This window comes from Leptolyngbya sp. O-77 (genome assembly GCF_001548395.1).
Taxonomy (GTDB): domain Bacteria; phylum Cyanobacteriota; class Cyanobacteriia; order Elainellales; family Elainellaceae; genus Thermoleptolyngbya.
Map to the genome: position 1 here is coordinate 543,998 of NZ_AP017367.1, position 25,161 is coordinate 569,158.

At 56.7% G+C, this 25,161-nt stretch carries 24 protein-coding genes; 16 read left to right on the forward strand and 8 right to left on the reverse strand.

Annotated elements, in window-relative coordinates; all coding sequences use genetic code 11:
- Positions 1-119: 119 nt before the first annotated feature.
- The 4 genes from O77CONTIG1_RS26530 to O77CONTIG1_RS02370 form a co-directional block, all read right to left on the reverse strand.
- Positions 120-1,148, reverse strand: a complete 1,029-nt coding sequence (locus O77CONTIG1_RS26530; RefSeq protein WP_286132673.1) for a ribulose bisphosphate carboxylase small subunit — start codon at positions 1,146-1,148, stop codon at positions 120-122.
- The gene (locus O77CONTIG1_RS26535) at positions 1,142-1,822 is read right to left on the reverse strand and encodes a hypothetical protein (protein ID WP_286132499.1); all 681 of its coding nucleotides are present in this window, start codon (positions 1,820-1,822) and stop codon (positions 1,142-1,144) included. Before O77CONTIG1_RS26535 ends, O77CONTIG1_RS26530 begins: the two co-directional genes overlap by 7 nt.
- Before the next feature lie 298 nt (positions 1,823-2,120).
- A complete protein-coding gene (locus tag O77CONTIG1_RS02365) occupies positions 2,121-2,423 on the reverse strand; it encodes a EutN/CcmL family microcompartment protein (RefSeq protein ID WP_068507758.1) in 303 nt (100 codons plus the stop codon).
- An 11-nt stretch (positions 2,424-2,434) separates the two neighbouring features.
- Positions 2,435-2,776, reverse strand: coding sequence for a carbon dioxide-concentrating mechanism protein CcmK (locus O77CONTIG1_RS02370; RefSeq protein WP_068507759.1), 342 nt, complete (start codon positions 2,774-2,776; stop codon positions 2,435-2,437).
- Between the two features lie 1,198 nt (positions 2,777-3,974).
- Here O77CONTIG1_RS02370 and O77CONTIG1_RS02375 point away from each other — a divergent pair.
- The 7 genes from O77CONTIG1_RS02375 to O77CONTIG1_RS02395 all read left to right on the forward strand — a co-directional run bounded on the left by O77CONTIG1_RS02375 (position 3,975) and on the right by O77CONTIG1_RS02395 (position 10,197).
- A complete protein-coding gene (locus tag O77CONTIG1_RS02375; RefSeq protein ID WP_068515887.1) occupies positions 3,975-4,361 on the forward strand; it encodes an IS5 family transposase in 387 nt (128 codons plus the stop codon).
- Positions 4,358-4,786, forward strand: a complete 429-nt coding sequence (locus O77CONTIG1_RS02380; RefSeq protein ID WP_225894752.1) for a transposase — start codon at positions 4,358-4,360, stop codon at positions 4,784-4,786. Before O77CONTIG1_RS02375 ends, O77CONTIG1_RS02380 begins: the two co-directional genes overlap by 4 nt.
- Before the next feature lie 669 nt (positions 4,787-5,455).
- On the forward strand, positions 5,456-7,291 hold the full coding sequence (locus O77CONTIG1_RS02385; RefSeq protein ID WP_068507763.1) for an NAD(P)H-quinone oxidoreductase subunit F: 1,836 nt from the start codon (positions 5,456-5,458) through the stop codon (positions 7,289-7,291).
- Positions 7,292-7,439: 148 nt separating this feature from the next.
- Entirely contained in the window at positions 7,440-8,402 is a 963-nt protein-coding gene (locus tag O77CONTIG1_RS27650) for an NADH-quinone oxidoreductase subunit M (protein ID WP_317134189.1), read from the forward strand.
- A 14-nt stretch (positions 8,403-8,416) separates the two neighbouring features.
- The gene (locus O77CONTIG1_RS27655) at positions 8,417-8,527 is read left to right on the forward strand and encodes a hypothetical protein (RefSeq protein ID WP_317134256.1); all 111 of its coding nucleotides are present in this window, start codon (positions 8,417-8,419) and stop codon (positions 8,525-8,527) included.
- Between the two features lie 49 nt (positions 8,528-8,576).
- A complete protein-coding gene (locus O77CONTIG1_RS27660; protein WP_317134190.1) occupies positions 8,577-8,954 on the forward strand; it encodes a hypothetical protein in 378 nt (125 codons plus the stop codon).
- A gap of 115 nt (positions 8,955-9,069) precedes the next feature.
- Positions 9,070-10,197 carry a CO2 hydration protein gene (locus tag O77CONTIG1_RS02395; protein WP_068507765.1) on the forward strand — a complete coding sequence of 376 codons (1,128 nt, stop codon included), beginning with the start codon at positions 9,070-9,072 and terminating at the stop codon, positions 10,195-10,197.
- Positions 10,198-10,377: 180 nt separating this feature from the next.
- Here O77CONTIG1_RS02395 and groL read toward each other — a convergent pair whose 3' ends face one another.
- Together groL and groES are read right to left on the reverse strand one after the other, a co-directional pair.
- Positions 10,378-12,015, reverse strand: a complete 1,638-nt coding sequence (groL, locus tag O77CONTIG1_RS02400) for a chaperonin GroEL (RefSeq protein ID WP_068507766.1) — start codon at positions 12,013-12,015, stop codon at positions 10,378-10,380.
- 126 nt (positions 12,016-12,141) lie between these two features.
- Entirely contained in the window at positions 12,142-12,453 is a 312-nt protein-coding gene (gene groES / locus O77CONTIG1_RS02405) for a co-chaperone GroES (RefSeq protein WP_068507767.1), read from the reverse strand.
- A gap of 449 nt (positions 12,454-12,902) precedes the next feature.
- Here groES and O77CONTIG1_RS02410 point away from each other — a divergent pair, with 449 nt between their 5' ends.
- The 6 genes from O77CONTIG1_RS02410 (at position 12,903) to O77CONTIG1_RS02435 (ending at position 18,173) form a co-directional block, all read left to right on the forward strand.
- Positions 12,903-13,208, forward strand: a complete 306-nt coding sequence (locus O77CONTIG1_RS02410) for an acylphosphatase (RefSeq protein ID WP_068507769.1) — start codon at positions 12,903-12,905, stop codon at positions 13,206-13,208.
- 214 nt (positions 13,209-13,422) lie between these two features.
- Positions 13,423-14,799 carry a glycosyltransferase family 4 protein gene (locus tag O77CONTIG1_RS02415; RefSeq protein WP_084782056.1) on the forward strand — a complete coding sequence of 459 codons (1,377 nt, stop codon included), beginning with the start codon at positions 13,423-13,425 and terminating at the stop codon, positions 14,797-14,799.
- Positions 14,800-14,900: 101 nt separating this feature from the next.
- Positions 14,901-15,563 (forward strand): bis(5'-nucleosyl)-tetraphosphatase (symmetrical) YqeK, encoded by a 663-nt coding sequence (gene yqeK / locus O77CONTIG1_RS02420; RefSeq protein ID WP_197673299.1) that lies wholly within the window; start codon positions 14,901-14,903, stop codon positions 15,561-15,563.
- A 149-nt stretch (positions 15,564-15,712) separates the two neighbouring features.
- Positions 15,713-16,177: a ribosome silencing factor gene (rsfS, locus tag O77CONTIG1_RS02425; protein ID WP_084782059.1), complete on the forward strand. Its 465-nt coding sequence runs from the start codon at positions 15,713-15,715 to the stop codon at positions 16,175-16,177.
- Positions 16,178-16,512: 335 nt separating this feature from the next.
- Positions 16,513-17,031, forward strand: a complete 519-nt coding sequence (locus O77CONTIG1_RS02430; RefSeq protein ID WP_068507771.1) for a CGLD27 family protein — start codon at positions 16,513-16,515, stop codon at positions 17,029-17,031.
- Between the two features lie 188 nt (positions 17,032-17,219).
- On the forward strand, positions 17,220-18,173 hold the full coding sequence (locus O77CONTIG1_RS02435) for an asparaginase (RefSeq protein ID WP_068507773.1): 954 nt from the start codon (positions 17,220-17,222) through the stop codon (positions 18,171-18,173).
- A gap of 181 nt (positions 18,174-18,354) precedes the next feature.
- Here O77CONTIG1_RS02435 and O77CONTIG1_RS02440 read toward each other — a convergent pair whose 3' ends face one another.
- Positions 18,355-19,914: an NAD(P)H-quinone oxidoreductase subunit N gene (locus O77CONTIG1_RS02440; RefSeq protein ID WP_068507774.1), complete on the reverse strand. Its 1,560-nt coding sequence runs from the start codon at positions 19,912-19,914 to the stop codon at positions 18,355-18,357.
- Between the two features lie 564 nt (positions 19,915-20,478).
- Here O77CONTIG1_RS02440 and O77CONTIG1_RS27665 point away from each other — a divergent pair.
- The 3 genes from O77CONTIG1_RS27665 to O77CONTIG1_RS02445 are packed head-to-tail and all read left to right on the forward strand — an operon-like array spanning position 20,479 to position 23,307.
- Entirely contained in the window at positions 20,479-21,096 is a 618-nt protein-coding gene (locus O77CONTIG1_RS27665; protein ID WP_317134191.1) for a DNA topoisomerase, read from the forward strand.
- Positions 21,062-21,373 carry a hypothetical protein gene (locus O77CONTIG1_RS27670; RefSeq protein ID WP_317134192.1) on the forward strand — a complete coding sequence of 104 codons (312 nt, stop codon included), beginning with the start codon at positions 21,062-21,064 and terminating at the stop codon, positions 21,371-21,373. The genes O77CONTIG1_RS27665 and O77CONTIG1_RS27670 overlap by 35 nt, the downstream gene beginning before the upstream one ends.
- Complete coding sequence (locus tag O77CONTIG1_RS02445) at positions 21,292-23,307, forward strand: DNA topoisomerase (protein WP_317134257.1); 2,016 nt, start codon at positions 21,292-21,294, stop codon at positions 23,305-23,307. The genes O77CONTIG1_RS27670 and O77CONTIG1_RS02445 overlap by 82 nt, the downstream gene beginning before the upstream one ends.
- Before the next feature lie 80 nt (positions 23,308-23,387).
- Here O77CONTIG1_RS02445 and O77CONTIG1_RS02450 read toward each other — a convergent pair whose 3' ends face one another.
- Positions 23,388-25,073 carry a hypothetical protein gene (locus tag O77CONTIG1_RS02450; protein WP_068507776.1) on the reverse strand — a complete coding sequence of 562 codons (1,686 nt, stop codon included), beginning with the start codon at positions 25,071-25,073 and terminating at the stop codon, positions 23,388-23,390.
- Positions 25,074-25,161: the final 88 nt, after the last annotated feature.

Sequence of the window (25,161 nt, forward strand, 5' to 3'; positions counted from 1 at the left end):
GATCAGTGAGCCGCGAGGTTGCTAAGTCAACGCTGCAACTGCTGAAACTGCTGATTGCAACTTGTAACCAGCCGTTGCAACCGATGACTGCAACCAATGACTGCACCTCCATGCAGCGCCTATGGACGCTGAATAATCGTCTCCGCAACCCGTCGCTTGGACTGAGTATCGACTCCATAAACCCGGACATACTGCCCCTGGTTATCTCCCAAGCAGCGCTCCAAAGCTGCCAGCACATCCGATTCACGACCAGACTCGATCGGCGAGCAGCTTTCCCAAGAGCTAGTCTGGAAACGACGTTTGTCGGCATGTTCTACGGCAACTTTGTAGCCCTGAGACAGCAGGTGGCGAACCTGATCGACGACTTCGGGGCTGAGGCGCTGGCTCGAAGCAGCAGAGCTATGGCCTGCGTTGAAGCTGCTGGCGGCGGGCTGCTGATATGATGAGCCACTGCTGCTGTAGCTGGGGGCAGGAGCGCTGCCGTTTTGCCCATTGCCAGGACGCTGCACGATCAGTTCTCCAACCCGCTGCTTTAGCTTGGGATCAATGCCAAATAGCCGGACATACTCACCCGAATGCTCTGCCAGACAGGCTTGCAGTGCCGAAATCGCTTCAGAGTCGCGGGTTGCTAGGATGGGAGCGCAGGTATGCCAGGAACTCGTTTGAAAGCGGCGTTTGTCGGCGTGTTCTGTGCCGATTTGCAGCCCGCGAGACAGCAGCCCGCGAACGTGTTCTACCACTTCGGGCGATAGACCAGACGAACTGACACCGCTCCCTCCATAGGAGGCAGCAGGCTTGCTGTAGCTGTGGCTAGCGTAGCTCTGGCTAGAATAGCTGGCAGCACTGGTTGATGCGCCGTTTCCGTTGGTGCGATCGCCTGGCCGCTGCACGATCAGTTCCCCAACACGCCGCTTGGAGTGGGTATCGATGCCAAACAGCCGCACGTATTCGCCGCTATGTTCAGTCAGGCAGGCTTGTAACGCCGCCAGCACATCTGCCTCGCGGGAAGACTGGATGGGCGCACAGCTATGCCAGGAACTGGTTTGGAATCGGCGAGTATCCGCATGTTCGGTGCCAATTCGATAGCCCTGGGCTAGCAAATGGCGCACCTGTTCGACAACTTCTGGAGTTAATTGAGTATTCAGCATCTCAGGATTTTGGCTGGAACGATAGGACGACTCGGCAGCGCGATCGCTCGGCTGCTGAAGGCGGGCTGATTCGGAGCGGGTCGGAGAACCAGCGCCCCCATCACCAGACCGCATTGCGTCGTTGAAACCAACGACTTGGGAAGCAAACTCGATATCAACCGACTGAACCTCTGGCAAGCGGTCGGCTTGCTGCTGGGTAGTGATGACCGACCCAGAGGGAACATACCGACCTGGCGGGAATTTTCCACATCCTGGATGAGCGCGTGCATCATGACAATGCAGCCCTCGCCGATGCGGGCGTTGAACACCGTAGACCGGAAGCCAATAAAGCAGCGATCGCCCACATAGGCCGGCCCGTGAATCAGCGCCATGTGGGTAATAGAAACGTCTTGACCAATCCAGACTGAGTAGGGCTGCTGATCATCCCCCAGCACGCGCCCTTGCGGCAACCCGTGAACGATCGCCCCCTCCTGAACGCTGCTGCCTGAACCGACATAAAAGGGTGCGCCCTCCTCTGCTCGGATGGAAGCGCCCGGTGAGATTAGCACGTTTGCACCAATCTGCACATCTCCCATCACGGTCGAAAAGGAGTGAACGTATGCAGTCTCATGAATCTTGGGCTGCGTTACCCCTTTTGCCCAGGGTGTAGCAGCAACGGAGCTTTGAGCAACCATGACCACAGCTCTCCTGACCCAGCAACAAAACTCGAACCGTGACCGGCAAAATTAACAGGCCGAATCAACCCGCAAAACCGGCCGACACAGATCGAGCAAGGTCAACCCAAACCTTTCACCACCCTCACAGCCCGATCGACCCCGATCAGCCGTAAACCGAGAGCCTGAAACACAATGGTCAGGCTCCCGGTTTCCCACAGCACTCAACGGGCGATCGCCCTCACCACTCTAGAATCGGAACGCTAGAACTCAGAACTCTAGGATCGGAACCACTGTTTGGACAGCCCTCGCTAGACAATCATCGATCTTGATCCCGCTTGCGATAAAGCATGAGATTTTCCACGCTTACGGTATCAATGATGCCAATCACTAGGGCATCTAGGGGACGAGACTCTCCGCCAGGGGTCTGACGCGCAGCACTGCCTCGACTAACCAAGACCCATTCATCTAGCCCAGCCCCTACGCTGTCTGCCGCCACTTCATAGTCTGCCAAGAGGTTTCCCTCCACATCGACAAACTGCAACAGCAGAAACTTGACCCCCTGCAAGCTAGGCTCTTTTTGAGTGCTAACGACCGTACCGCAAACCTTGGCAATCTGCATCTAGTGGCTACTTACGGACGGTTGACGGGGCGAATCCCGCTGACGCTTTCCCGGAAGGCTTCAACGGCTTCGGTATAGCGAATCGGCAGCACGTACTCCAGGTTTTCATGAGGACGAGCAATAATGTGAGTGGAGAGCACTTGTCCGCCGTTGACTCGCTTCACGTTTTCAATCCCAGCCGCCACGGAAGCTTGCACTTCGGACACGTCGCCCCGGACAATCACGGTCACCCGCCCACTGCCGATTTTCTCATAGCCAACCAGCGTCACCCGTGCTGCTTTCACCATCGCGTCCGCCGCTTCGACCACGGCAGGAAAGCCCAGAGTTTCTACCATTCCAACTGCAATTGCCATCGTTTTCTCCCTTCCAAAAAACGGTACTCGAACAAAACTAAAACCTGCGATCGCCATTCATCGCTACTCGCAGCTTGGGCCAGCAAACCAGTCCAAAACCTTATTCACCAGCCCAACACCGTCAGTCTGTCTGCAACTGTTAATTATGACAAGTTATGTGCAACTAAGTAACAGCCAGCAGCGACTTAGATATAAGAACTCTGCTTCAACCTTCCATTCAGTCTTGCAGATATAGACTTAAGCGACCCTAGGTGTGGGAAATGACGCAAGCGATAACGCTTTGTCTCAGCTATACAAGCTGTGGCTAACCAACCCAGCAGCCATCCCCTTCAGCGTGCTTCAAACCGGAACAACCGTGCAACGTGGGCATAGAGCAAACACTCTAGAGCTTCCGATAGGAACCTCCGAATAGAGCTAGCCACAGTCAACAACCTGTGTGGCTTCAAATCCTTAGACAAAGGACTGAAATGTAGCTTCAGCGAATACCACAAGGTGTCCAAAAAATCTCTAGATGAGCAAACAAACTCGGCATTTGCATCACAAGAAATAGATTGGAAAAGCACGACGGAATTCCCATTGTCAGAATACAAGGGGGTTGACCGCTTTGGCAATATAAACCAAAGTAATTGTTTTTATGGTCTATATAACTCAGCGTTATATCCGTTGGCAATCTGAATCTTTAACAGAACCAGTTCAAGACCAGAGCGCAGGGGCTTATAGTGTAATGCGTCGTGTGAGCAAAGCTGCACATAGAACTGCACACATAGAACCGCACATTCCGTGCATTGTGGCAATACCTACAAAACCTACAAATGACTGACAAACTATCTGACAAATACTTGCAAACAATACCAAGGACAGGCATGTGTACCAAAAATGCTGGTTCGGAAGCTGCCAGCCCCTTGAACCTTTCACTCCTTATTCCGTAATGGCCCTTGTATTTTATGAGGAAAGCAACAGCCAGTGTCTTATTCTTGGAAAACAGTTCGTAAACCTTGAGAGGATTTAATATTTCGTGTTTTTTGATTGAGGATCGACACAATAATTTACATTTCAACGTTGTCAATCCTGTGAAGCCAGAGGGTCAACAAATTGTTTGCTTTTTATAAGAGTGTGTTTGTAAACAAATATTGCAAAGGAATTGAAGCATCCTAGCCAAAAGATGTATCAGGAAATCAGAGTTGTAAGAGGTAGGAGTATGGAACAGTTCAAAACTTACAGCAGTGATTTGACGGATGAGGAATGGCAAATAATCGAACCTTTACTGCCTGAGGATAAACCGGTTGGGCGACTGCGGGAGGTTGATTTACGGAAAGTCCTTGATGCCATTTTTTACCGGGTAGACAATGGAGTGAAATGGCGCAATCTCCCAGCAGACTTTCCAGCGTGGCAGACCGTGTATGGGTATTTTCGTCTTTGGGTGCGTTTGGGAGTATGGGAAAGGATTAACAGCACCTTGGTGAGAAGCGTCCGAGAATCGGAGGGACGCGAAGCCGAACCCAGTTTAGGGATTCTAGATAGCCAGTCGGTGAGACTGGGGGAAAAAGGGGGGAGCAAATCGGGGTTGATGGCTTCAAAAAGATAAAAGGGCGGAAGCGGACGGCCCTTGTCGACGTTTTAGGACTGATACTCAAATGCCATGTGGGAGCGGCCAATCAAGCCGAAGTCAAAGCGGCCCCTTGGGTTTTATTTGAGGTTTTAGAGACGCACCAACGGATGGCTAAAATTCTTGCTGACCAGGGTTACCAGGGGGATTTGGAGGAGGATATAGAAGCAGTGTATGGGGTCGAGTTTGAGGTGGTGGAGCATAAGGGAAAAGGATTTTCGGTGCAAGCGAAGCGATGGATTGTGGAACGGACCTGGGCTTGGCTAGAGAACAATCGGGGATTAGTGCGAGACTATGAACGATTGCCTGAGAATCATGAGGGCATGGTTTATGCCGCGATGATTCGGTTGATGCTGCGACGATTAGGAAATAACCGCAGGACAAGAAAAACGAAGGAAGCTTAACAACTGTTTACAAACACTCTCTAAGCGTTTGCGGCAGTAATGCTACAGTCCTTATTACAAAAAACCTTGTGTAGCGGCGATCGCACTCTTTGTCTAGAACGTGCGATCGCCTTTTTAGCAACCTAAGTTTGGCATCAAGTCGATCCCATATCGGGATACATCAGCAGCCAGTAAAATCCTCAGTCCGCTTGATCTGCTATTGGCAGCAATGCGAGAATCGCTCAAGTCGTGCCACAGGCTGCACGCAGTGGCTTAGATTCAAGGGCGGATCAGACTTAGGGGGGTAGGCCAAGCAGTTTAGTCCTACGAATGTAGACTCAGAAATGCGTATCTGTTCAAGCAACAGTTCAAACCATGTTCAGACTACATTTGTTCAGACGACATTCAGGTCAGATAGTTCAGTCAGGATGACATGAGTTCGGGCATGGCTGGTTAGCCTAGCTCATGAAGTGTTTGCGATACAGTAGCTCCAACTGCAACTAACTCCAGTAGAGTAGGCCTCCAGGCGAGCAAGCCTCCAGTAGATGGAAGTGGGTTCGAGCAGCCATAGAGAATCAGTGAATGATAAAGCGTGATGAAAGGCAGCCCGACAATCTTGGCACCTGTTTTAGCACCTGTTTTAGCACCTGTTTTATTTAGCACCCGTTAAAGCGCGTAAGGGATGAATCGATGGTTCAGTTTTTAATTGAAACCAGTTGGTGGGTTCCAGGCTATGGATTGATTGGAGCGCTGTTGACGTTGCCTTGGTCTGTAGGGGTGGTGCGGCGAACGGGGCCCCGGCCAGCGGCCTATTTCAATATTTTGATGACACTGCTGGCCCTGGTTCACTGTGGGCTGCTGCTGTGGGTAGTCTGGGATATGCCACCCCAGTATGAGCCGCTACCCTGGCTGTCGGTGCTAGACTTGGACATTACCCTATCGCTAGAGCTATCCCGAATCAGCGTTGGCGCAGCACTGATTATTACGGTCTTGAGCCTGATTGCCCAGGTGTTTGCCTTGGGATACCTAGAGAAAGACTGGGCGCTGGCCCGGTTCTACGCGCTGATGGGCTTTTTTGAAGGAGCCATGAGCGGACTGGTGCTGAGCAACTCGCTGTTCCTCAGCTATGCCCTGCTGGAGATGCTGACGCTTTCGACCTATCTGCTGGTGGGATTTTGGTATGCCCAACCGCTAGTGGTCACGGCGGCTCGCGATGCTTTCTTGACCAAGCGCGTAGGCGATGTGCTGCTGCTAATGGGCGTGGTTGCGGTGGGTCTACTGGCAGGCGATTTAGACTTTCCCTATCTGGAGGCCTGGGCTGAAACGGCGAATTTGTCGCCGCTGGTGGCAAATCTGGTGGGTCTGGCCCTGATTGCGGGCCCGGTCGGCAAGTGTGCCCAGTTTCCTTTGAACCTTTGGTTGGATGAGGCAATGGAAGGGCCAAACCCGGCCTCGATCCTGCGGAACTCGGTGGTGGTGGCCTGCGGAGCCTATGTGCTGATTCGGATGCAGCCGATCGTGGCGCTGTCGCCTGTGGCGCTGACGACCTTGATGGTGTTGGGGACGGTGACGGCGGTCGGGGCTTCGCTGGTGGCGATCGCCCAAATCGACATCAAACGTGCCCTCTCCCACACGACGAGCGCCTATCTGGGTCTGGTGTTTTTGGCAGTAGGGCTACAGCAGCACGATACGGCGCTGCTCCTGCTGTTCACCCACGGAATTGCCAAAGCGCTGCTGTTTATGTGTACTGGCTCGGTGATTCTGACCACCAGCACTCAAGATTTGCGAGAAATGGGGGCGCTGGGGTCGCGGATGCCCGCCACGGCTAGCGCTTTTGTGATTGGGGCGCTGGGGTCTGTGGGGCTGGTGCCGCTGGGATGCTTTTGGGCGATGTATCAGTGGGCGCTGCCGGTGTGGCGGTCTTCGCCGGGTTTGCTGGCGGTGCTGCTGATCGTCAACGGCCTAACGGCTTTTGGGCTAACGCGAGTGTTTGGTCTAGTTTTTTGTGGTGAGGTGAAGCCCAAAACGCGACGCGCTCCTGAAGCACCCTGGCCGATTGCAGTGCCGATGGTATCGGTGGCGATCGCCACGCTGCTGGTGCCCGTTATGCTCCACAACTGGGGGCTGCTGCCCGACTGGAGAGACCTGAATCTGGCGATCGCCGGGGCGCTATTTGCCTCCAGCATCACGGGTTGCGGGCTGGGTGTTTTCTTTTACATCGGATCTCGCCCCCTGCCGCAGCCGGGCGGACTGGGCTGGAAATCGCTCCAGGATTTCCTGGCCCACGATTTTCGGATTGAGCAGCTTTACAAGCTGACGGTGGTGTTTGCTGTGTCCCAAGGTTCGAGGCTTACGGCCTGGTTTGACCGATACGTGGTAGACGGCATGGTGAATCTCCTCGGTGTTGCGTCGCTGATCGGCGGCGAGAGCCTGAAATATACTGTTTCGGGACGTGCTAGACACTATCTGCTAACCGTGTTTGTCGGGGTCATTTTGGGAATTGCCTGGCTGGGCTGGATGTTTTAGAACCCTATCGCTTGATTCGGAACGCCTGTTGCTAAAACACCTAAAAAACTGCTGGCTAAAGTTCTTCCCCCAGAACGCTGCACCCAGACTTACTCCCACGCTCTCACCCACGCTCTTACACAAGCATCCCCAACCATTCTGATTTGCCATGCTGAGTGTTCTAATCTGGTTTCCGGTTCTTGGTGCGCTGATCATCAGCCTCTTGCCCCAAGCGCAAGCAGCGGCGAGGGCCCGCCAGGTGGCGCTGGGGTTTGCAACGCTGGTTCTGGTGTGGACTGGGGTGCTGGTCAGCCGGTTTGACACCAGCGCGGCTGCGTTTCAGCTTCAGGAAGCGCTAACGTGGATTGAGCAGCTTGGGCTGAGCTACAAACTGGGGGTGGATGGACTGTCGCTGCCGCTAATTGTGCTAAACAGCCTGCTGGTGTGGTTGGCAATCTACAGCACTGATGTCAATTTGAATCGTCCTCGACTCTGGTATTGCCTGATGCTGCTGCTAGAAGCGGGCGTGGCGGGGGCGTTTTTGTCAGAGAACCTGCTGCTGTTCTTTCTGTTCTATGAGGTGGAACTGATTCCGCTTTATTTGATGGTGGCAATTTGGGGCGGCGCACGACGGGGCTACGCGGCCACCAAGTTTTTGATTTACACGGCGCTGTCGGGAATTCTGATTTTGGCTGCTTTCTTTGGGCTGGCGCTGCTGAGCGGGACGGGCAGCTTTGACTATGCGGTGCTGCAAAACCCGGCGCTACCGATTGCCACGCAGTTGGTGCTGCTGATTACGCTGCTGATTGGCTTTGGCATCAAGATTCCAATTGTGCCGCTGCATACCTGGCTGCCAGATACTCACGTCGAAGCGCCAACGCCAGCCTCGGTGCTGCTAGCGGGGGTGCTGCTGAAGTTGGGAACTTACGGAATTGTGCGGTTTGGGCTGGGGCTATTTCCTGAAACCTGGCAGCTTGTGGCACCGTGGCTGGCTTGGTTGGCGGTGGTGAATGTGCTGTATGGCTCCTTTGTGGCGATCGCCCAGACCGACATGAAGAAAATCGTCGCCTACAGTTCCCGTCGGGCACATGGGGGTATATCCTGCTGGCTGCCGCTGCCGCCACACCGCTGAGCATCGCCGGGGCGATCGCCCAAATGGTCAGCCACGGGCTAATTTCCGCGCTGCTGTTTTTCCTGGTAGGCGTGGTCTATGCCAAGACCGGCACACGGGATGTGACGGTGCTGCGGGCCTGCTGACTCCGGAGCGAGGACTACCGCTGGTGGGGTTCCCTGATGATTGCGGGGGGTGATGGCCAGCGCGGGCATTCCCGGCATGGTGGGCTTTATTGCTGAGTACATCATCTACCGCAGCAGCCTGCTGGTCTTCCCCATCCAGACTCTGCTGTGTATGCTCGGCGTTGGGCTAACAGCCGTGTACTTCTTGAATTTGATTAACCGCGTCTTCTTTGGACGGTTGCCCGACGCCCTAGCGAACCTGCCGGCCATCTACTGGAAAGACCGCATTCCTTCGATTGTGGTCGTTGTTTTGGTCATCTTCCTGGGGCTTCAGCCCAACTGGATGACCCGCTGGAGCGAACTCACCTCCCTATCGCTGGGCACGCTAGACGACCGGGCGATCGCCGCTGCGCTGGCCCCCCGCCCCCTCCGCCGAAGCGTTGAGTAATTTTTGAGTCATTTGCTTGAACGTCCTTAAAGATTCAGGGATCACGCAGCTTACGCAACCATCCCACCACCCCACACCCAAGCCCCTTGCTCTATAAGATCCTGAAGCTCCTGCTATGCTAACCGCACCCTCTCCCACCGCCCATCCCCTTTCCTACATCGTGGACCGGATTGAGTCTGGCGGTGCGCTACTGCCCGACACCCCGGAAAACGTTGTGGAAGTGGTAGGCATTCTCAAGAGCTATGGCGTGGTGCTGGATGCCTACTGGCGCAACCTGATTTACATTTCAGAGCATCAGTTTTTGGTGCTGTTTCCGTTTTTCAAATATTTCAACGGCGAAATCACGCTAGCCAAGCTGCTGCGCCACTGGTGGCACGACCGGATTAACTACGAATTTGCCGAATATTGCATGAAAGGCATGTTCTGGCACGGCGGCGGCGGTCTGGATGCATTTCTTGACACGCCGGAGTTTGTGAACCTGGCAAAAACGGCGATTCGCGCCAAGGTCAAGTCCAATCCGCTAATGGGTGGCCTTAATCATCTGTTTCCCGACTTCTTGGTAGAACAGGTGCGGCTGCTTTGCTATTACAGCGGGCTAGGGCAGTTTTGGCGAGTTATGAGTCCGATGTTCCTGACACTTTCAGATCGATACGACCGGGGAGAAATCAGGGCGATCGCCGATGTGGTCGCCCACGTCAAGCAAGGTCTGGTCGATGCAGCAGCTTTGCCCATTACTTATGCCGTGTCTATCGGCGGAAAAACCTACGACATCTTGCCCGCTTCAGCGGGGCTGACCTTCTTGCCCGATACGGCACTGCCCTATGTGGAAGCGGTGTTTCTTCGGTCGTTTCCCTTCTTTGGCACAGTGTCTTACAACGCCCAGGCGCACCAAATTTCGCATGAGCAGGCAGATTTTAACTATGGGGCGCTGTTTGCCGATCCGCTGCCGATTGGCGGTGGGGGCATTCCGCCCACGCTGCTGATGCAGGATATGCGCCATTTTCTGCCTGATTACCTGCACAATATTTATCGGCAGGGGTTGCGGGGCGAAGATGACCTGCGGGTGAAAATCTGCCTGAGCTTCCAAAAATCTATGTTTTGCGTGACGACGGCAGCAATTTTAGGGACGCTGCCGCACCCGCTCGATACGACCGATCCAGCTCAGCGGCAAGCCAACCGAGCGTATCTTGAAGCCTGGGTGGAGCGCCTGTCGCCCTCGCGTTTGCCGTGTGTGCAGGAATAGGGCGTGACAGGAGAACTAAAAGAGAACTAAAAAAGAGCGATCGCCCGCTTGGAACGATCGCTCTTTTCGTTGAATGTTCTTGACCTTCGACTCTGAGTCCGACTCCCAGGAGCCACACCAGCAGTGTAGCGACTGGGAGTTCCAACCGAGTCGTCGAACTGAGTCGTCGAACGGTCGAACTTAGTAGTCGAAGTCGCCGCCCATGCCGCCGCCAGCGCCAGCGCCAGCCGCTTCTTTGGGTTCGGGCTTGTCAACAACGATGCACTCGGTCGTCAGCACCATGCCCGCGATCGATGCCGCATTTTGCAGGGCAGAACGAGTCACCTTTGCCGGGTCAACAATACCCGCGTCAAACATATCGACGAACTCATCGGTGGCGGCGTTGTAGCCCACGTTGAAGTCCTTCTCCTTGACGCGCTCAGCAATCACCGCGCCGTTCTGACCTGCGTTTTCGGCAATCCGCTTCAGCGGCGCAGACAAGGCACGGGCGACAATCAGCGCACCCGTCAGTTCTTCCGCCGTCAGGTTGCTCTTAGCCCACTCTTCAAGCTGCGGAGCCAGGTGAGCCAGCGTGGTGCCACCACCAGGAACGATGCCTTCCTCTACCGCAGCCTTGGTCGCGTTGATGGCATCTTCCAGGCGCAGCTTGCGATCCTTCATTTCGGTTTCGGTCGCAGCACCGACCTTGACCACAGCCACACCGCCAGAGAGCTTGGCCAGACGCTCTTGCAGCTTCTCTTTGTCGTAGGAAGAATCGGTTTCTTCAATCTGACGGCGAATTTGCTCGCAGCGAGCCTTGACCTGAGCCTCGTTCCCTTCTGCAACAATTGTGGTGGTGTCCTTAGTAATCGTGACACGGCGAGCCTTACCCAAGCTTTCCAACTTCACGTTGTCGAGCTTCAGACCCGCATCTTCGGTAATCACCTGACCGCCCGTCAGCACGGCAATGTCTTCCAGCATGGCCTTGCGGCGATCGCCAAAGCCAGGAGCCTTGACCGCAGCCACGTTCAGCACACCCCGCAGACGGTTCACCACCAGAGTCGCCAAGGCTTCTTTCTCAATGTCCTCAGCAATGATCAGCAGCGGACGACCAGCGCGGGCCACTTGCTCCAGCACGGGCACTAGGTCTTGCACCAGGGTAATCTTCTTGTCGGTCAGCAGAATAAACGGCTCATCTAGGATGGCCTCCATGCGCTCGGTGTCGGTGGCAAAGTAGGGCGAGATATAGCCCTTGTCGAAGCGCATCCCTTCGGTGACTTCCAGTTCGGTCGTCATGGACTTGCCTTCTTCCAGCGAGATCACGCCTTCGCGACCCACTTTGTCCATCGCTTCGGCAATCATCGCGCCGACTTCTTCATCATTGCCCGCAGAGATAGAGCCAACCTGGGCGATCGCCTTGGAATCTTCCACCGGACGAGCGTGTTCCGCGATCTTCTCCACCAGGAAGTTAGACGCTTTATCGATGCCACGCTTCAGGGAAATGGCGTTAGCCCCTGCGGCAACGTTCCGCAGACCTTCTTTCACCATTGCATGAGCCAGCACGGTCGCCGTCGTCGTCCCGTCGCCAGCGGCATCGTTGGTTTTAGACGCAGCCTGACGGATGAGAGCGACACCCGTGTTTTCGATGTGATCTTCTAGCTCGATTTCCTTAGCAATGGTCACACCGTCATTCACGATCTGGGGTGCGCCAAACTTCTTCTCTAGCACCACGTTGCGGCCTTTGGGACCCAGGGTGACTGCAACGGCTTCTGCCAGGATATCGATGCCCTTTTCCAGAGCGCGACGTGCGTTTTCGTTGTAAATGATGCGCTTAGCCATAGTTTCCGATTTTGGATTTGCGATTGAGGATTTCGATTGAAAGTCTACGAGTTTCGGTTTGGCATCTTGGACTTAGTGCAGCAAAGGGTGCCGCAGCTTGAAGATCCAAAACCCAAAATCCAAAATTTAGCCAACGATCGCCAGAATGTCTTTCTCGGACAGCAGCACGTACTCTTCGCCGCCCAGCTTGATGTCGGTGCCGGCGTACTTGGAGTACAGCACTTTGTCACCCACCTTCACTTCCAGTTCTTGACGGGTGCCGTCGTCATTGCGCCGACCGGGGCCCACCTGCGCCACTTCGCCCACTTGAGGTTTTTCCTTAGCGGTGTCGGGCAGGAAAATGCCGCCTGCGGTCTTTTCTTCGGAAGCGCTGACCTTCACAAACACGCGATCGCCTAATGGCTTAACGGTTGAAACACTCAAGGACACAGCAGCCATACGTATAGTCTCTCCAGACGATAAAGTTGCAGTTGGGTTGAAGAATCTTGCTCAATCACTGAACTTTGTTGACTAGATCGCGCACTGGGAGAACTTGCACCCTTGACGCACTCCAAGTTCCCGTTCATATTGAGAAGCTGAACCGGGCATTCAGTAGAGCGATCGCCCTCCGGGAAACAAGCTCTATAAACCCAGCAGAGCCACCTGCAACGTGTCAGTGTGCTGATTGAGCCATTGCTATCGAGTCAAGATTTAGCACTCTCAACTCCTGAGTGCTAATTTACCTGGCGCAGGGGGCCGTCAGCAACTTTGTCGGGGGTACGGGTTCCCGAACTCAGGGGTTAAGGGTTTAGAGGTTGGGGTTAGGGATTGGGGAGTGGCGGGTTGAAGTGGTCCTTATAGAATCAGCGCTGAGTTCAATGGTTTTTGAGTAGGGAGCCATCGACCAAATGACGCAAGCACAACCACCACAGACTGCGGGCGACTGGGTGCGGGCTCATGTCTGGATTTCGGGCAAGGTGCAGGGGGTAGGCTATCGCTTTTCGACCTGCGACACAGCGACACTCTTAAAGATCAACGGCTGGGTGCGAAACCTACGAGATGGGCGCGTCGAGGCCGTGTTTGAAGGGCCGGGCGATCGCGTTCAAGAAATCATCCGCTGGTGTCATCAGGGGCCGCCCACTGCGGTTGTGAAAGACGTTTCAGTGCAATACGAGCCGCCAGAGCATCTGCAGAGTTTTGAGGTCAAGCGATAAGCTGGAGTGCAAATTGGCAGATAGCGCGAAGTTTCGACATTTCATCCAAACGCGCACCAGGCAGAAAGCACGCTGAATCAGAAAGCACGCCGAATATCGATGGGTGGGCAGCCTTGATTCAACCTCGACAGTGGGTTCTCCGTTCTCTCGGCTTCTGTGCCAGCCCTGGCTTCTGCGCTAAGATGCTCATTCCGCTGGCGATTCCTCTGGCTGCATGAAGATCCTGATCTATTCCTACAACTATTTTCCAGAGCCAATTGGGATTGCGCCGCTGATGACGGAGCTAGCCGAAGGATTGGCCCAACGGGGACACCAGGTGCGCGTGGTGACGGGGATGCCCAACTATCCGCAGCGGCGCATCTATCCGGGCTATCGTGGGCGGCTGTATCAAACGCGAGTGGAAAACGGCGTGTGCGTGCAGCGCTGCTATGTCTGGATTCGGCCGCGGCCAGGGCTGCTGGGGCGGGTGCTGCTAGACGGCAGCTTTGTGATTACGAGCGTCGTGCAGGCGCTATGGGGCTTTCGACCCGACGTGATTCTGCTGACCACGCCGCCGCTGCCCGTCAGTGTGCCTGCGGCACTGCTGGGGAAGATTTACCGCTGTCCGGTGGTGCTAAACGTGCAGGATATCCTGCCGGAAGCGGCGGTGCGGCTGGGCATTGTGAAAAATCGGCTGGCCATTCGTGCGTTCGAGGCGCTGGAACGGTTTGCCTATCGCACCGCAACGGCGATCGCCGTAATTGCCGACGGCTTTGCCCAAAACCTGCAACACAAAGGCGTATCGCCTCAAAAGCTAATCTGCATTCCCAACTGGGTAGATGTAAACTTTATTCGCCCGATTCCACCCGCAGAAAACCAATTTCGCCAGCAGCACAGCTTGCAGGACAAATTTATCGTGCTGTATGCAGGCAATATCGCGCTAACGCAGGGCATGGAAACCGTGATCGAGGCAGCAGCACGGCTACACGACCTGCCCGATCTGGTGTTTGCCATCGTGGGCGAGCGCGAGGCCTGTCAGCAGTTGCAGGACTATGCGCGGCAGTGCCAGGCAGACAACGTGCAGTTTTTTGACTTTCAGCCGAGGGAGCGATTGCCCGACCTGATGTCGGCGGCAGACGTGGGGCTGGTGGTGCAGCGCAAAAATGTGGTGAGTTTTAACATGCCGTCAAAGTTTCAACTGCTGCTGGCGAGCGGCTGCCCGGTGGTGGCCTCGGCTCCGATGGAGGGCGAGTTGGCAAAACTGGTGCTGCACAGCGAAGCGGGAACGGTCGTGCAGCCGGAGCAGCCGGAGCAACTGGCGGAAGCGCTGCGCTCGGTCTATGACGATGCGCCGCAGCGGGCCGCGTGGGCCCACCAAGGGCGACAGTATGCCCTCCAGCACTATCGCTTTGAGCAGGCGATCGCCGCCTATGAACAGCTATTCTACTCGCTGGTCGGTTCGGCAACGCCAGAAACGTCCGCCCCGTCCCCCGCGCCCGCTGCCACTCGACCTACTGGGACGCTGCCAAACGGTTCCACGCCCAGCGATTCAAAAGCCAGCAGCCCAACGAGTGCCACCGAGCCAGCCCGTCGTCCCCAATCCCAGCGGTAAGCAAGCCATCCCGTAACCTGCGCTACAATTGACTCACTTGGCAGGAGACGGTGAGCAGATCTACGCATTCCTAATGCATCCTCAAGCAACATGAATCCAGCATGGTTGATTTAGACGATGACGCGCTGCGGAGCCGCATTCTGAACTGGCTAGAGGTTCAGGTTCCAGCCTCGCGGGTGCAGCATGTGCTGGGGGTCGAGCAGATGGCGATCGCCCTGGCCCAGGTTCATAACCTTGAGCCTCAGCGGGCGGCCCTGGCGGCGCTGCTGCATGATCTGGCGAAATACTTCAAGCCCCAAACGCTGCTGAGCATCGCGGACGAGGCGGGGCTGCCGCTCGATCCGGTAGACGAAGCCAATCCGCATCTGCTCCATGCCGATGTAGGAGCGATCGTGGCGCAGCGAGAATTTGGTGTCACGGATGCAGAGGTGCTAGCGGCGATCGCCAACCATACGCTTGGCAGTCCGGGCATGAGTGCCCTGAGCTGCGTCGTGTTTTTGGCAGACACGCTAGAGCCGGGGCGCGGCGACACCGCCGAACTCAACCATTTACGAATGGTTAGTCAACAAAATTTAACGCAAGCAGTTTGGATGACCTGCGACTATACCTTCAAATATCTGCTGGACGCTGGACATTTAATTCATCCCCGCGCCCTGCAAACCCGCAACTGGTTTCTCCAGGCAGATTCAGGGCGATGGCGCAGCCCCGCCGCCGAGGCATATCGCGCTGCAACTTGGTCGGCCCCAAGATTTACCGCAACTTGATTTTATTTTTTGCCCGCTGCTTCGTTGTTCATCACACAATGCAAAACTTTGTTTTTTTGCTATTCTGCCTGCAATCTCGATTCAGCCAGTCCTGAATCTGTTTTCCTATCAAGCCCTGTCCTATCAAACCTAGAGGTACTGAACATTTGATGACCCATGAATCTCCGCTAGAGGCCCTGCTTTCTACCCGGTTGGCTGCTGATGCATCCGCCCCTCGCCTCGCCGTCGAAACCGACTCCAGCAGCGATGACCTGGCGCTGGCGATCGCCCAAGCCGCCGACGACCGCAAAGGGGATGACATTGTGCTCCTGAAAGTGGCGGATGTGTCCTACCTGGCAGATTATTTTGTGCTGGTGACGGGCTTTTCGCACGTGCAGGTGAGGGCGATCGCCAACAGCATTGAGCAAACGGTGAAGGAAAAACTTCAGCGGGTGCCCGTGCGAATCGAGGGGCAAGCCGAGGGCAACTGGGTCCTCATCGACTACGGCGATGTCATTGCCCACATCTTCCTCGAAAAAGACCGCGAGTTCTACAACCTGGAAGCATTTTGGGGACACGCCGAGCGGCTGTCTTTTGCGGCACTTCAAGGCGCAAGCACCTCTGCAAAAGGCTAGGGCCACGTTTGACGGACTTGAGAAGGGGCATTTAACCGGGATCTTTTAACTAGACTCTCACTGGGTCGAGTGTCCTTTATCCGGTACGGCTGGGGTTAAACAAGGTAGCGAGGAGCCTGGAAATCACAAAAGCCTTGTGCAGCGCGACTTTCGGCTCCGCCTTCCGCCGTCTGTCTGCCCCTAGCTACACCAGATTCGTGGATTACAGTAGACTGCATTCAGGATTGTTTTCAGAATCCGATTTGAAACCAGACTCAGTGCGGATGACGCGAGAAGTCAGCACATTTCGTTCACTGTTTCCCACCTCGCGCTAGGATGCAGCCCACTCGTTGCCCATGAAATCCTCTCTGCCCGTCTGCCCGGTTCCCTCCGAGCAACAACCCATCAATGAGTTTCAAGACTTGCAAGAGTCCTGGTTTTTTCGCTGGGCGACGCTCGACCTCTGGTCCTACATCAAGCCGATTCTGATTCTCTGGGGCTTGAGTTGGGCGGTGTCTGGGCCTGTGGCGGCGGTCAGCTTTCCGCCCGCGAAATATCCAGCGCTGTTTGCCCTGAGCGCGGCGGTAGGGGCTTGCGTGATTCCGCTGCTGGCGCTGGTGCGGCTGACGCTGGGCTGGTGGTATGTGCGCGATCGCCTCTCCAAAGAAACCGTGTTCTATGAAGAATCGGGCTGGTATGACGGCCAGACCTGGACGAAGCCCGAAGAGGTGTTGCAGCGCGATCGCCTAATCGTGAGCTACCAGATCCAGCCCATCATGAAGCGGCTCTGGCGCACGTTTGCCATCTTTGGGCTACTGTTGGTTCTCAGTGGCATTATCTGGGTCATTCTCTCTCAGCGTAGCTCGTTGACCTGACTTCCTCGCGTACACGGTTGACTCGCAGCGTACACGGTTGACTCGCATCGCCTTGCTCCCAAACACCTGCCGTCAAACCGTCTTATGACACATCATGGCGTTTCTATTGCGCTAGTGGACGCAGTGTGTCACAGTCCTAGAGGCGGAAGACGCTGGACTTTATCTACCGGAAATAGCTAAGGCCAGGAATGACTAGGGGAAAACGAGTACAGACCGCAGAGCTAGAAGTTCGGCTACTGCGAGAGGGCATTATCGAGTCGCGACACTTGGTGCAGGCAGCAGTCGCAGACAACCGTGGTCGCGTGCTATCAGTTGCGGGCAGTGCGGAAACAGCGTCCTTTGTGCGCTCGTCGCTCAAGCCGTTTCAGGCGATGGCCGTCACCAGCACGGGCACACTGGAGCGCTTTGGGTTGAGCGATCGCGATTTGGCAATCATGTGCAGTTCCCACCGGGGCACCATCGAACAGGTGCGCCAGGTGTTCAACATTCTCTGGCGCTGCGACGTGGACCCGTCGATGCTGCAATGCCCGATTCCCGAAGGCAAGCGTAGCCCCTTAGAATATAACTGTTCTGGCAAGCACGCAGGAATGCTAGCGGTCTGCCGCCAGCTTGGCTATCCCACCTCCGATTATTTGCAGCGCAACCACCCGGTGCAGACGCTCATCCTGTCCAAGGTATCAGAACTGCTGCGGATGCCTGCGGCAGAATTTATCTCCGCTCACGACGATTGCGGCGCACCGACCTACTTTATGCAACTGGGGCAGATGGCCACGCTGTTTGCCCAGCTTGCATCGGGCAGCAGCCTGGATCTGGAACGCATTGTGCGAGCGATGACCCATCACCCCATGCTGGTGGCAGGCGAGGGCGAGTTTGATACAGAAGTGATGCGCCTCTCAGAAGGTGCGCTGGTGAGCAAGTCTGGTGCAGAGGGGATTCAGTGCATTGGCCGCGTGGGCGAAGGCATGGGGCTGGCGATCAAGGTGATGGACGGAGCCAAGCGGGCCAAGTATGCCGTCGCGGTTCACCTGCTCAAGCAGCTAGGCTGGGTCACCCCAGCGATCGCCGAAACCTTGACCGAACGCTACCTGACGCTGGGCAACTTTAAGCGGCTGGATGTGCAGGGCGACCTGACCGTCGTGTGATTTTTGTGTTTTGTAGTTTTCGTACCGCGATCGCAAAACTGCGATCGCAAAATCGCGATTAAAAAGCGGGTGGCTGATCGCTTGGCGATGGGTCACCCACTTTTCATTCCTCGTTTTTCGCTCTTCGTTCTTCCTTATTCCTTCTTCGCGCTTCCCCTTCCATTGGAGTGCGGCCGCAGCCCTACTCCACGGGATTTTGACGGGCGATCGCCATCAGGGCCCGCTCCACTCGCAGCGCCGGTTGCAGCATGGGGGTATTGTCAACCGAGTCATTCGCCAGCGTGAACAGCGGATTGGACAGAATGCCCGCCAGCGAGGTGAAGATTAGCGCCGTGATGATGCCTACCTGGAGCGGTCGCATTCCCGGCAGCGTCCAGCGGATCGGCGGATAGTTCTTCACCGACTCAGACATCTCATCTGGCTCCTTTACCACCATCATCTTCACCACGCGAATGTAGTAGTAGATGGAGATAACACTCGTTACCAGACCCACCAGCACCAGCGCATAGGCCCCAGCCTGCCAGCCCGCCCAGAACAGATAAATCTTGCCAAAGAAGCCTGCCAGCGGCGGGATGCCTCCCAAAGATAGCAGGCAAATACTCAGGGCCAGCGTCAGCAGCGGGTCTTTTTGGTATAGACCGCTATATTCGGCAATTTCGTCTGTGCCCGTCCGCAGCGCAAACAGAATGATGCAGGCAAACGCACCCAAGTTCATGAACAGGTACACCAGCAGATAAAACACCATGCTGGAATAGCCAGCCTCGGTACCCACAATCAGCCCGATCATCACAAAACCCGCCTGACCAATCGAGGAATAGGCCAGAAGCCGCTTCATGCTGGTTTGCGCCAGCGCCACCACGTTGCCCAGCACCATGCTGAGAATCGCCAGCGCCGTCAGCACAAACTGCCACTGCTCAGACACCGCAGGAAACGCCGTCACCAGCAGGCGAACTGCCAGGGCAAACCCCGCCGCCTTGGAACCCACCGACAGAAACGCCACCACGGGCGTTGGCGAACCCTCGTACACGTCCGGGGTCCACTGGTGAAAGGGCACAGCGGCAATCTTGAAGGCAATGCCCGCAATCACAAACACCAGGGCAATCACGATGCCGATGGAGTCTTCCAGTCCGGCGATCGCAATGTTTGTGGCGATCGCCCCCAGTCGCGTTTCACCCCCCGACAGCCCGTACAGCAGCGACGAGCCGTAGAGGAAAATGGCGGAACTGGCTGCGCCAATTAGCAAATACTTGAGCGCCGCCTCGTTCGAGCGGGGGTCGCGCTTCATGTAGCCCGTCAGCAAGTAGGACGAGATACTGAGTGTTTCCAGCGACACAAACACCATCACCAGCTCGTCGGCCCCGGAGAGGAACATGCCGCCCAGCGTCGCCGTGAGCAAAATGACGATGAACTCGGCCAGCGATGTGCCCGATTGCTCCACGTAGCGCACCGACATCAGGATCGTCAGCGCCGCCGACAGGGCAATGATGCCGCGAAACACAACGCTCAGGGTATCCCCACTAAAACTTCCCAAAAATGAAATGGGTTCGGCGATATCCCACTGCGGCACCAGCGCCACAACCGCCGCCAACAGTCCGGCGATCGCCACGTAGGGAGTCCATCGAGCCGACGAGCGCCCCACAATCAAGTCTCCGATCAGCACCACCATCAGCGTGGCAATCACAATCCCTTCCGGCAGAATGGTTCCGGCATTGAGCTGGCCGGCAAGCGTGGAAAAGTCCATAGGGGGTCTAGCGTAAACGGCGCAAAGTTGAAGATGTGACAGAACAAAATGACCTTATCAGAATCATGGGCAGTTAGACCAAAGCGTTCAAACAAAACGTTCGACAAAGCGTTCAAACGTGGTTTCCGATCGGCTTTCTGTGGGCAAACTGCTTTCTAATCGCCTGCATTCAGGTCAGACTCGCTCCATTTCTAATGGATCATACCGCGCAAATCTGTGCGCTACGTGCGGCTCGGCCGATAATCCCCGTTGTTTCTCCTAATAGCCCCCAAAAGATTTCCTTCTTGTAAAATCCTTACGATTTGAGATTCCCTACTTTTCAAGGCTATGGTCTATAAGTAGAGAACAGGCATCAGTCGAACTGACTGTTTTACAACACTGCCTATCTGTCTCGTCCTCGCCCGGCCCCCACCAGATCGAAGCGTTACCGATACGTTCTCCATCTGCGTCCTTTTTCTTAGCACGACTGAGATCCATGTCAACTCTCGTCATTGTCGAATCCCCCACCAAAGCGAAAAACCATCCGCAACTACCTGCCGCCGGGCTATCGGGGTCGAGGCATCGATGGGACATGTGCGAGATTTGCCCCAGTCGGCGAGCGACATTCCCGCTTCGGTCAAGGGCGAAGAGTGGGCAAAACTCGGGGTCAATGTGGAGGCTGACTTTGAGCCGCTCTACATCGTTCCGCAGGATAAGAAGAAAGTCGTCAAGGCACTGAAGGAGGCGCTGAAAGAGGCCGATGAGCTAATTCTGGCAACGGACGAAGACCGCGAAGGGGAGAGCATTAGCTGGCATTTGCTGCAACTGCTCCAGCCCAAGGTGCCTACGAAGCGCATGGTGTTCCACGAAATCACCGAGGAAGCCATCCGCGAAGCCCTGCAAAACTGCCGCGATGTGGATGAGCAACTGGTTCATGCCCAGGAAACTCGGCGCATTCTGGATCGGCTGGTGGGCTACACGCTGTCGCCGCTGCTCTGGAAAAAAATTGCCTGGGGTCTATCGGCAGGGCGGGTGCAGTCGGTTGCGGTACGGCTCTTGGTCAACCGCGAACGGCAGCGCCGCGCTTTTCGCAAGGGGTCTTACTGGGATCTGAAGGCGACGCTGGAGAAAGACGGCAGCAGCTTTGAGTCGAAACTGGTGACCCTGGGTGTGGCCGCCGCATCGCTACGGGGCAGATTTTGACGAATCGACCGGACAAATCATCGCCGGACGCGATGTGCTGCTGCTGGGCGAAGCAGAGGCCCAGGCGCTGCACGATCGCCTCCAGTCGGCAACCTGGACGGTCACGGGGCTAGAGGAGCGGTCTTCGACGCGCAAGCCCCTCGCCGCCCCTTCACCACCTCGACGCTGCAACAGGAAGCAAACCGCAAGCTGCGCCTGTCAGCCCGCGACACGATGCGCGTCGCCCAGAGCCTCTATGAACAGGGCTACATCACCTACATGCGAACCGACTCGGTGAATCTGTCGCAGCAGGCGATCGCCGCTGCCCGAAGCTGCGTCCAGCAAATGTATGGCAGCGAATACCTCAGCCCCGAACCGCGCCGCTATGCTACTAAGAGCAAGGGCGCACAGGAAGCCCACGAAGCCATCCGTCCCGCCGGTAGCACCTTCCGCACGCCCCAAGAAACGGGCCTGAGCGGGCGCGAGTTTCAGCTTTATGACCTGATCTGGAAGCGCACGGTGGCCACCCAGATGGCGGAAGTGCGCCAGACCAATATCACCGTGCAGATTCAGGCAGAAGACGCGGGATTTCGCGCCACGGGCAAACGTATCGACTTTCCTGGTTTTTTCCGCGCCTATGTGGAAGGGTCGGACGATCCTGATGCTGCAATTGAAAACCAGGAAGTGATTCTGCCGGTGCTGCGGGAGGGCGACCATCTGAATTGTCAAGAGCTAGAGGCGATCGCCCACGAAACCCAGCCGCCCGCCCGCTATACCGAAGCATCGCTGGTGAAAACGCTGGAAAGCGAAGGCATTGGTCGTCCCAGCACCTACGCCAGCATCATCGGCACGATTATCGACCGGGGCTACGCCCAAATGGTGAACAACAGTCTCGTGCCCACTTTCACGGCCTTCGCCGTCACCAGCCTGCTCGAAAAGCACTTTCCCGACCTGGTAGACACCAGCTTCACCGCCCGCATGGAGCGCACGCTGGACGACATCTCGATGGGCGAAGCCGACTGGCTACCCTACCTCCAGCAGTTCTATCTGGGTGAAACCGGGCTAGACGGTCAGGTAAAGCAGCGCGAGAGCCAGATCGACCCAGCCGAGGCCCGCAGCGTAGAGCTAGAGGGGCTGGATGCAAAAGTCCGCATCGGGCGCTACGGAGCCTACATTGAAACCGAAACCGAGGAGGGGCTGGTCAAAGCCACCATTCCTCAAGATTTCACACCGTCTGATCTGGATGCGGAGCGGGTCGAAGTGCTGCTGCGCCAAAAGACGGAAGGGCCAGATAAGCTTGGTTTCCATCCTGAAACCGGCGAACCCATCTATGTGCTGATCGGAGCCTACGGCCCCTACGTGCAGTTGGGCGACGCGACGGATGAGAATCCCAAGCCCAAGCGAGCCTCATTGCCCAAGGGGGTACAACCCCAAAATGTCACGTTAGAGCAGGCAGTGAACCTGCTGGCGCTGCCGCGTCTGCTGGGAATGCATCCGGAGACGGGCTGCAAGATCCAGGCAAACCTGGGTCGCTTTGGCCCCTATATCGTCCACGATCAGGGCAAAAATGGCAAAGACTATCGCTCAATCAAGGGCGACGACGATGTTCTGACGATTACGCTAGAGCGGGCGCTGGAACTGCTGGCAGAGCCGAAGGCAGGGCGTGGACGCGGACGGGCCGCGGCTCCGATCCGAGAGTTGGGCCCCCACCCGGAAGACGGCGAACCCGTGAACCTCTATAACGGCCCTTACGGCGTTTACATCAAGCATGGAAAGCTCAACGCCTCTTTGCCCGAAGGCGAGGCGGCCGAGTCCATTACGATGGAAACGGCTCTGAAGGCGTTGGCCGAAAAAGCCGCCACCAAGAAAACCTCGCGCCGTTCCAGCAAAACTGGCGACGCAGGTACGAAGACTTCGGGCACCAAGACGGCGACCAAAACCACCAAAACAACCCGCGCAAAGGCTGGTACGGCTAAATCCAGTACAGCTAAATCCAGTACAGCTAAATCCAGCACAACTAAATCCAGCACGGCTAAATCCAGCACAACTAAGGCGGCCGCTGCGAAGAAGACGACCAAATCTGCTAAATCGACGGCTGAGGCTGAGGCTGAGGCAGCGCCAACCGAGCCAGCGCCCGCCAAGCAAGCAACAGCAAAATCCACGACTGCCAAGTCCACCGCCCAAAAAGCGGCATCTACAACGCGCAGCACCAAGTCCACCAAAGCCTCCTGAGCGTCTTATTGACTGGTACTGTTGACTGAAACTGCCTGACGCTGAGCGGTCAGAAACGCCTAATTTTGAAACGCTTGGTTTTAGTAAACCCAGCGAACCCGGTGATCTGGCTCGGTGCTGGCGATCGCACTGCCGCCGTCCAGGTAAACCAGCGCGGGATATTGAGTGAAGCGCCCCAATCCGCCCGACCACGCCGGATCGAGCGTCCAGTAAACCTGCTGTGCTGTCAGTCCGTCACAGTAGAAGAGTAGCGCACTGCCCAGCGTGTGTCGGTCTGGCTCTGGACTCGGCAGCGCCCTGGCCGCCTCTGGAGAACAATGCCACGCGACGATGTGGAGCGATCGCCCTAATCGCGTCGCCACCTGTTCTACCGCTGTGGCCAAGCGCACAATCGCCTGCATTGCCGCCAGATTCTTCGGCAGATATAGCCCGCCTTGGGTCGCCTCTGCCCAGGTCAGCCGTCCACCAGGGGCGATCGCCCCATGCAGTTGGATCGTGTCCAGCGTCCACTCGGTTTGCAGCACGGGCAGCAGGTCAGGCGTGGGGGCGGGCATGGCATCTGGTGAACCAGGACGCGCCGATTGCAGGCGGCGCAGATCCTCCACGAGCGATCGCACGGTTGCTTCGCCGGTCTCCAGCCCCCGCCAGGTCTGCACCAGATGCAGCAGGGCCGCCCGCTGAGCGTCGGTTTGGCGATAGGCAGCGGGAATCCGCTGGACAAACCGCAGAAGCTGCTGATCAAGCTGGCGAGCAGCATCCAGCAGCGCGGCGGGGCTGGCGCTCATCAAGGATTCTGGATCTACGCCCAGCGTCCGCACGGCTGTCGTGCGCGAATCCAGACCTTGCCATAGGCGAAAGGTTTCCGTCAGGGCATTGCGCTGTTCCCCTTTGCCCAGGTAATGCGCCGGAAGCCGCTGGACAAACGCCATCAGCGCCGGATCGAGGATTTCCAGATCAGGGGAAACTGGCTCTTTTTTCTCCAGAGAGGCGATCGCCGCTTCTCGGCTGGGCAACTGTCGCCAGTGCTGCACCAGCCGCAGCAGCGCTTCCCGCTGATGGGGATAGCCCGCGTAGTTGAGCGGCAGGCGGCGGCTCAGGTCTTGCAAGGCGATGTCCAAGCGGTCAGTAGCAGGCAGCGCGTCTGGCTCAGAGGTTGACCCACGGGGCAGGAGCGAGTGAATGGCGGCCGATTGGCTGTCCAACTTCCGCCAGAGTCGCACTGCCTCCAGCAGTCCGTCCCGCTCATGGCTCAGCCCGCGATAGGTTGCAGGCACTTGTTCCAGGAAATTCAGCAGCGCCCCATCCACAAACGCCAGGTTAGACGGCAAACCTGCCGCCAGATGGTCTGCTTCCACCCTTTGGACATAGGCTCGCAGCAGCGCCCCGCCGTCGCAGGGTTCGATCTGGGCGGCGTGGGTGTCGTTGGGCGGCGGCAGATAGCCCTCTGCCAGGGCGGTCACAAAGCGATCGCCATAGCGCCCCCGATCCACGTCCCACAGGTCTGCACTTTGCCAGCCCTGAGCAATCAGGCGATCGGTGATGCTGCGAATCGTGCTGGCGGCGACCTGCACCTGTCCAGGTAGCGTTTCCACCTCTGTCAGCGCCACCTGGTTGGCAGGCGAGATGCCGAGGCCGACTTCACCATCGCTAAGGGTTGGAGCCTGATGCACCGCGTGGAGGGCTGCCAGCAACGGCGCGTGAACCCCAGCGCGATCGCCCGCCTGTTGAAAACATGCCCTGCGCTGTGCGGCGTTGAGTGGTTCCATCGCTCCCTGTCCTCCCAGTCTTGCCAGTCTTGCAATTCGGCTTCGCGATTGTCCGTCGCGGCTCCAAACGACTATCTGCCCTCCCAAT

Excerpts from the sequence above, each read along its gene's own strand:
- O77CONTIG1_RS26530 (WP_286132673.1), bottom strand. The coding sequence starts at position 1,148 with ATGCTGAATACTCAATTAACTCCAGAAGTTGTCGAACAGGTGCGCCAT.
- O77CONTIG1_RS26535 (WP_286132499.1), bottom strand. The coding sequence starts at position 1,822 with ATGGTTGCTCAAAGCTCCGTTGCTGCTACACCCTGGGCAAAAGGGGTA.
- O77CONTIG1_RS02365 (WP_068507758.1), bottom strand. The coding sequence starts at position 2,423 with ATGCAGATTGCCAAGGTTTGCGGTACGGTCGTTAGCACTCAAAAAGAG.
- O77CONTIG1_RS02370 (WP_068507759.1), bottom strand. The coding sequence starts at position 2,776 with ATGGCAATTGCAGTTGGAATGGTAGAAACTCTGGGCTTTCCTGCCGTG.
- O77CONTIG1_RS02375 (WP_068515887.1), top strand. The coding sequence starts at position 3,975 with ATGGAACAGTTCAAAACTTACAGCAGTGATTTGACGGATGAGGAATGG.
- O77CONTIG1_RS02385 (WP_068507763.1), top strand. The coding sequence starts at position 5,456 with ATGGTTCAGTTTTTAATTGAAACCAGTTGGTGGGTTCCAGGCTATGGA.
- O77CONTIG1_RS27650 (WP_317134189.1), top strand. The coding sequence starts at position 7,440 with ATGCTGAGTGTTCTAATCTGGTTTCCGGTTCTTGGTGCGCTGATCATC.
- O77CONTIG1_RS02395 (WP_068507765.1), top strand. The coding sequence starts at position 9,070 with ATGCTAACCGCACCCTCTCCCACCGCCCATCCCCTTTCCTACATCGTG.
- groL (WP_068507766.1), bottom strand. The coding sequence starts at position 12,015 with ATGGCTAAGCGCATCATTTACAACGAAAACGCACGTCGCGCTCTGGAA.
- groES (WP_068507767.1), bottom strand. The coding sequence starts at position 12,453 with ATGGCTGCTGTGTCCTTGAGTGTTTCAACCGTTAAGCCATTAGGCGAT.
- O77CONTIG1_RS02410 (WP_068507769.1), top strand. The coding sequence starts at position 12,903 with ATGACGCAAGCACAACCACCACAGACTGCGGGCGACTGGGTGCGGGCT.
- O77CONTIG1_RS02415 (WP_084782056.1), top strand. The coding sequence starts at position 13,423 with ATGAAGATCCTGATCTATTCCTACAACTATTTTCCAGAGCCAATTGGG.
- yqeK (WP_197673299.1), top strand. The coding sequence starts at position 14,901 with ATGGTTGATTTAGACGATGACGCGCTGCGGAGCCGCATTCTGAACTGG.
- rsfS (WP_084782059.1), top strand. The coding sequence starts at position 15,713 with ATGACCCATGAATCTCCGCTAGAGGCCCTGCTTTCTACCCGGTTGGCT.
- O77CONTIG1_RS02430 (WP_068507771.1), top strand. The coding sequence starts at position 16,513 with ATGAAATCCTCTCTGCCCGTCTGCCCGGTTCCCTCCGAGCAACAACCC.
- O77CONTIG1_RS02435 (WP_068507773.1), top strand. The coding sequence starts at position 17,220 with ATGACTAGGGGAAAACGAGTACAGACCGCAGAGCTAGAAGTTCGGCTA.
- O77CONTIG1_RS02440 (WP_068507774.1), bottom strand. The coding sequence starts at position 19,914 with ATGGACTTTTCCACGCTTGCCGGCCAGCTCAATGCCGGAACCATTCTG.
- O77CONTIG1_RS27665 (WP_317134191.1), top strand. The coding sequence starts at position 20,479 with ATGGGACATGTGCGAGATTTGCCCCAGTCGGCGAGCGACATTCCCGCT.
- O77CONTIG1_RS02450 (WP_068507776.1), bottom strand. The coding sequence starts at position 25,073 with ATGGAACCACTCAACGCCGCACAGCGCAGGGCATGTTTTCAACAGGCG.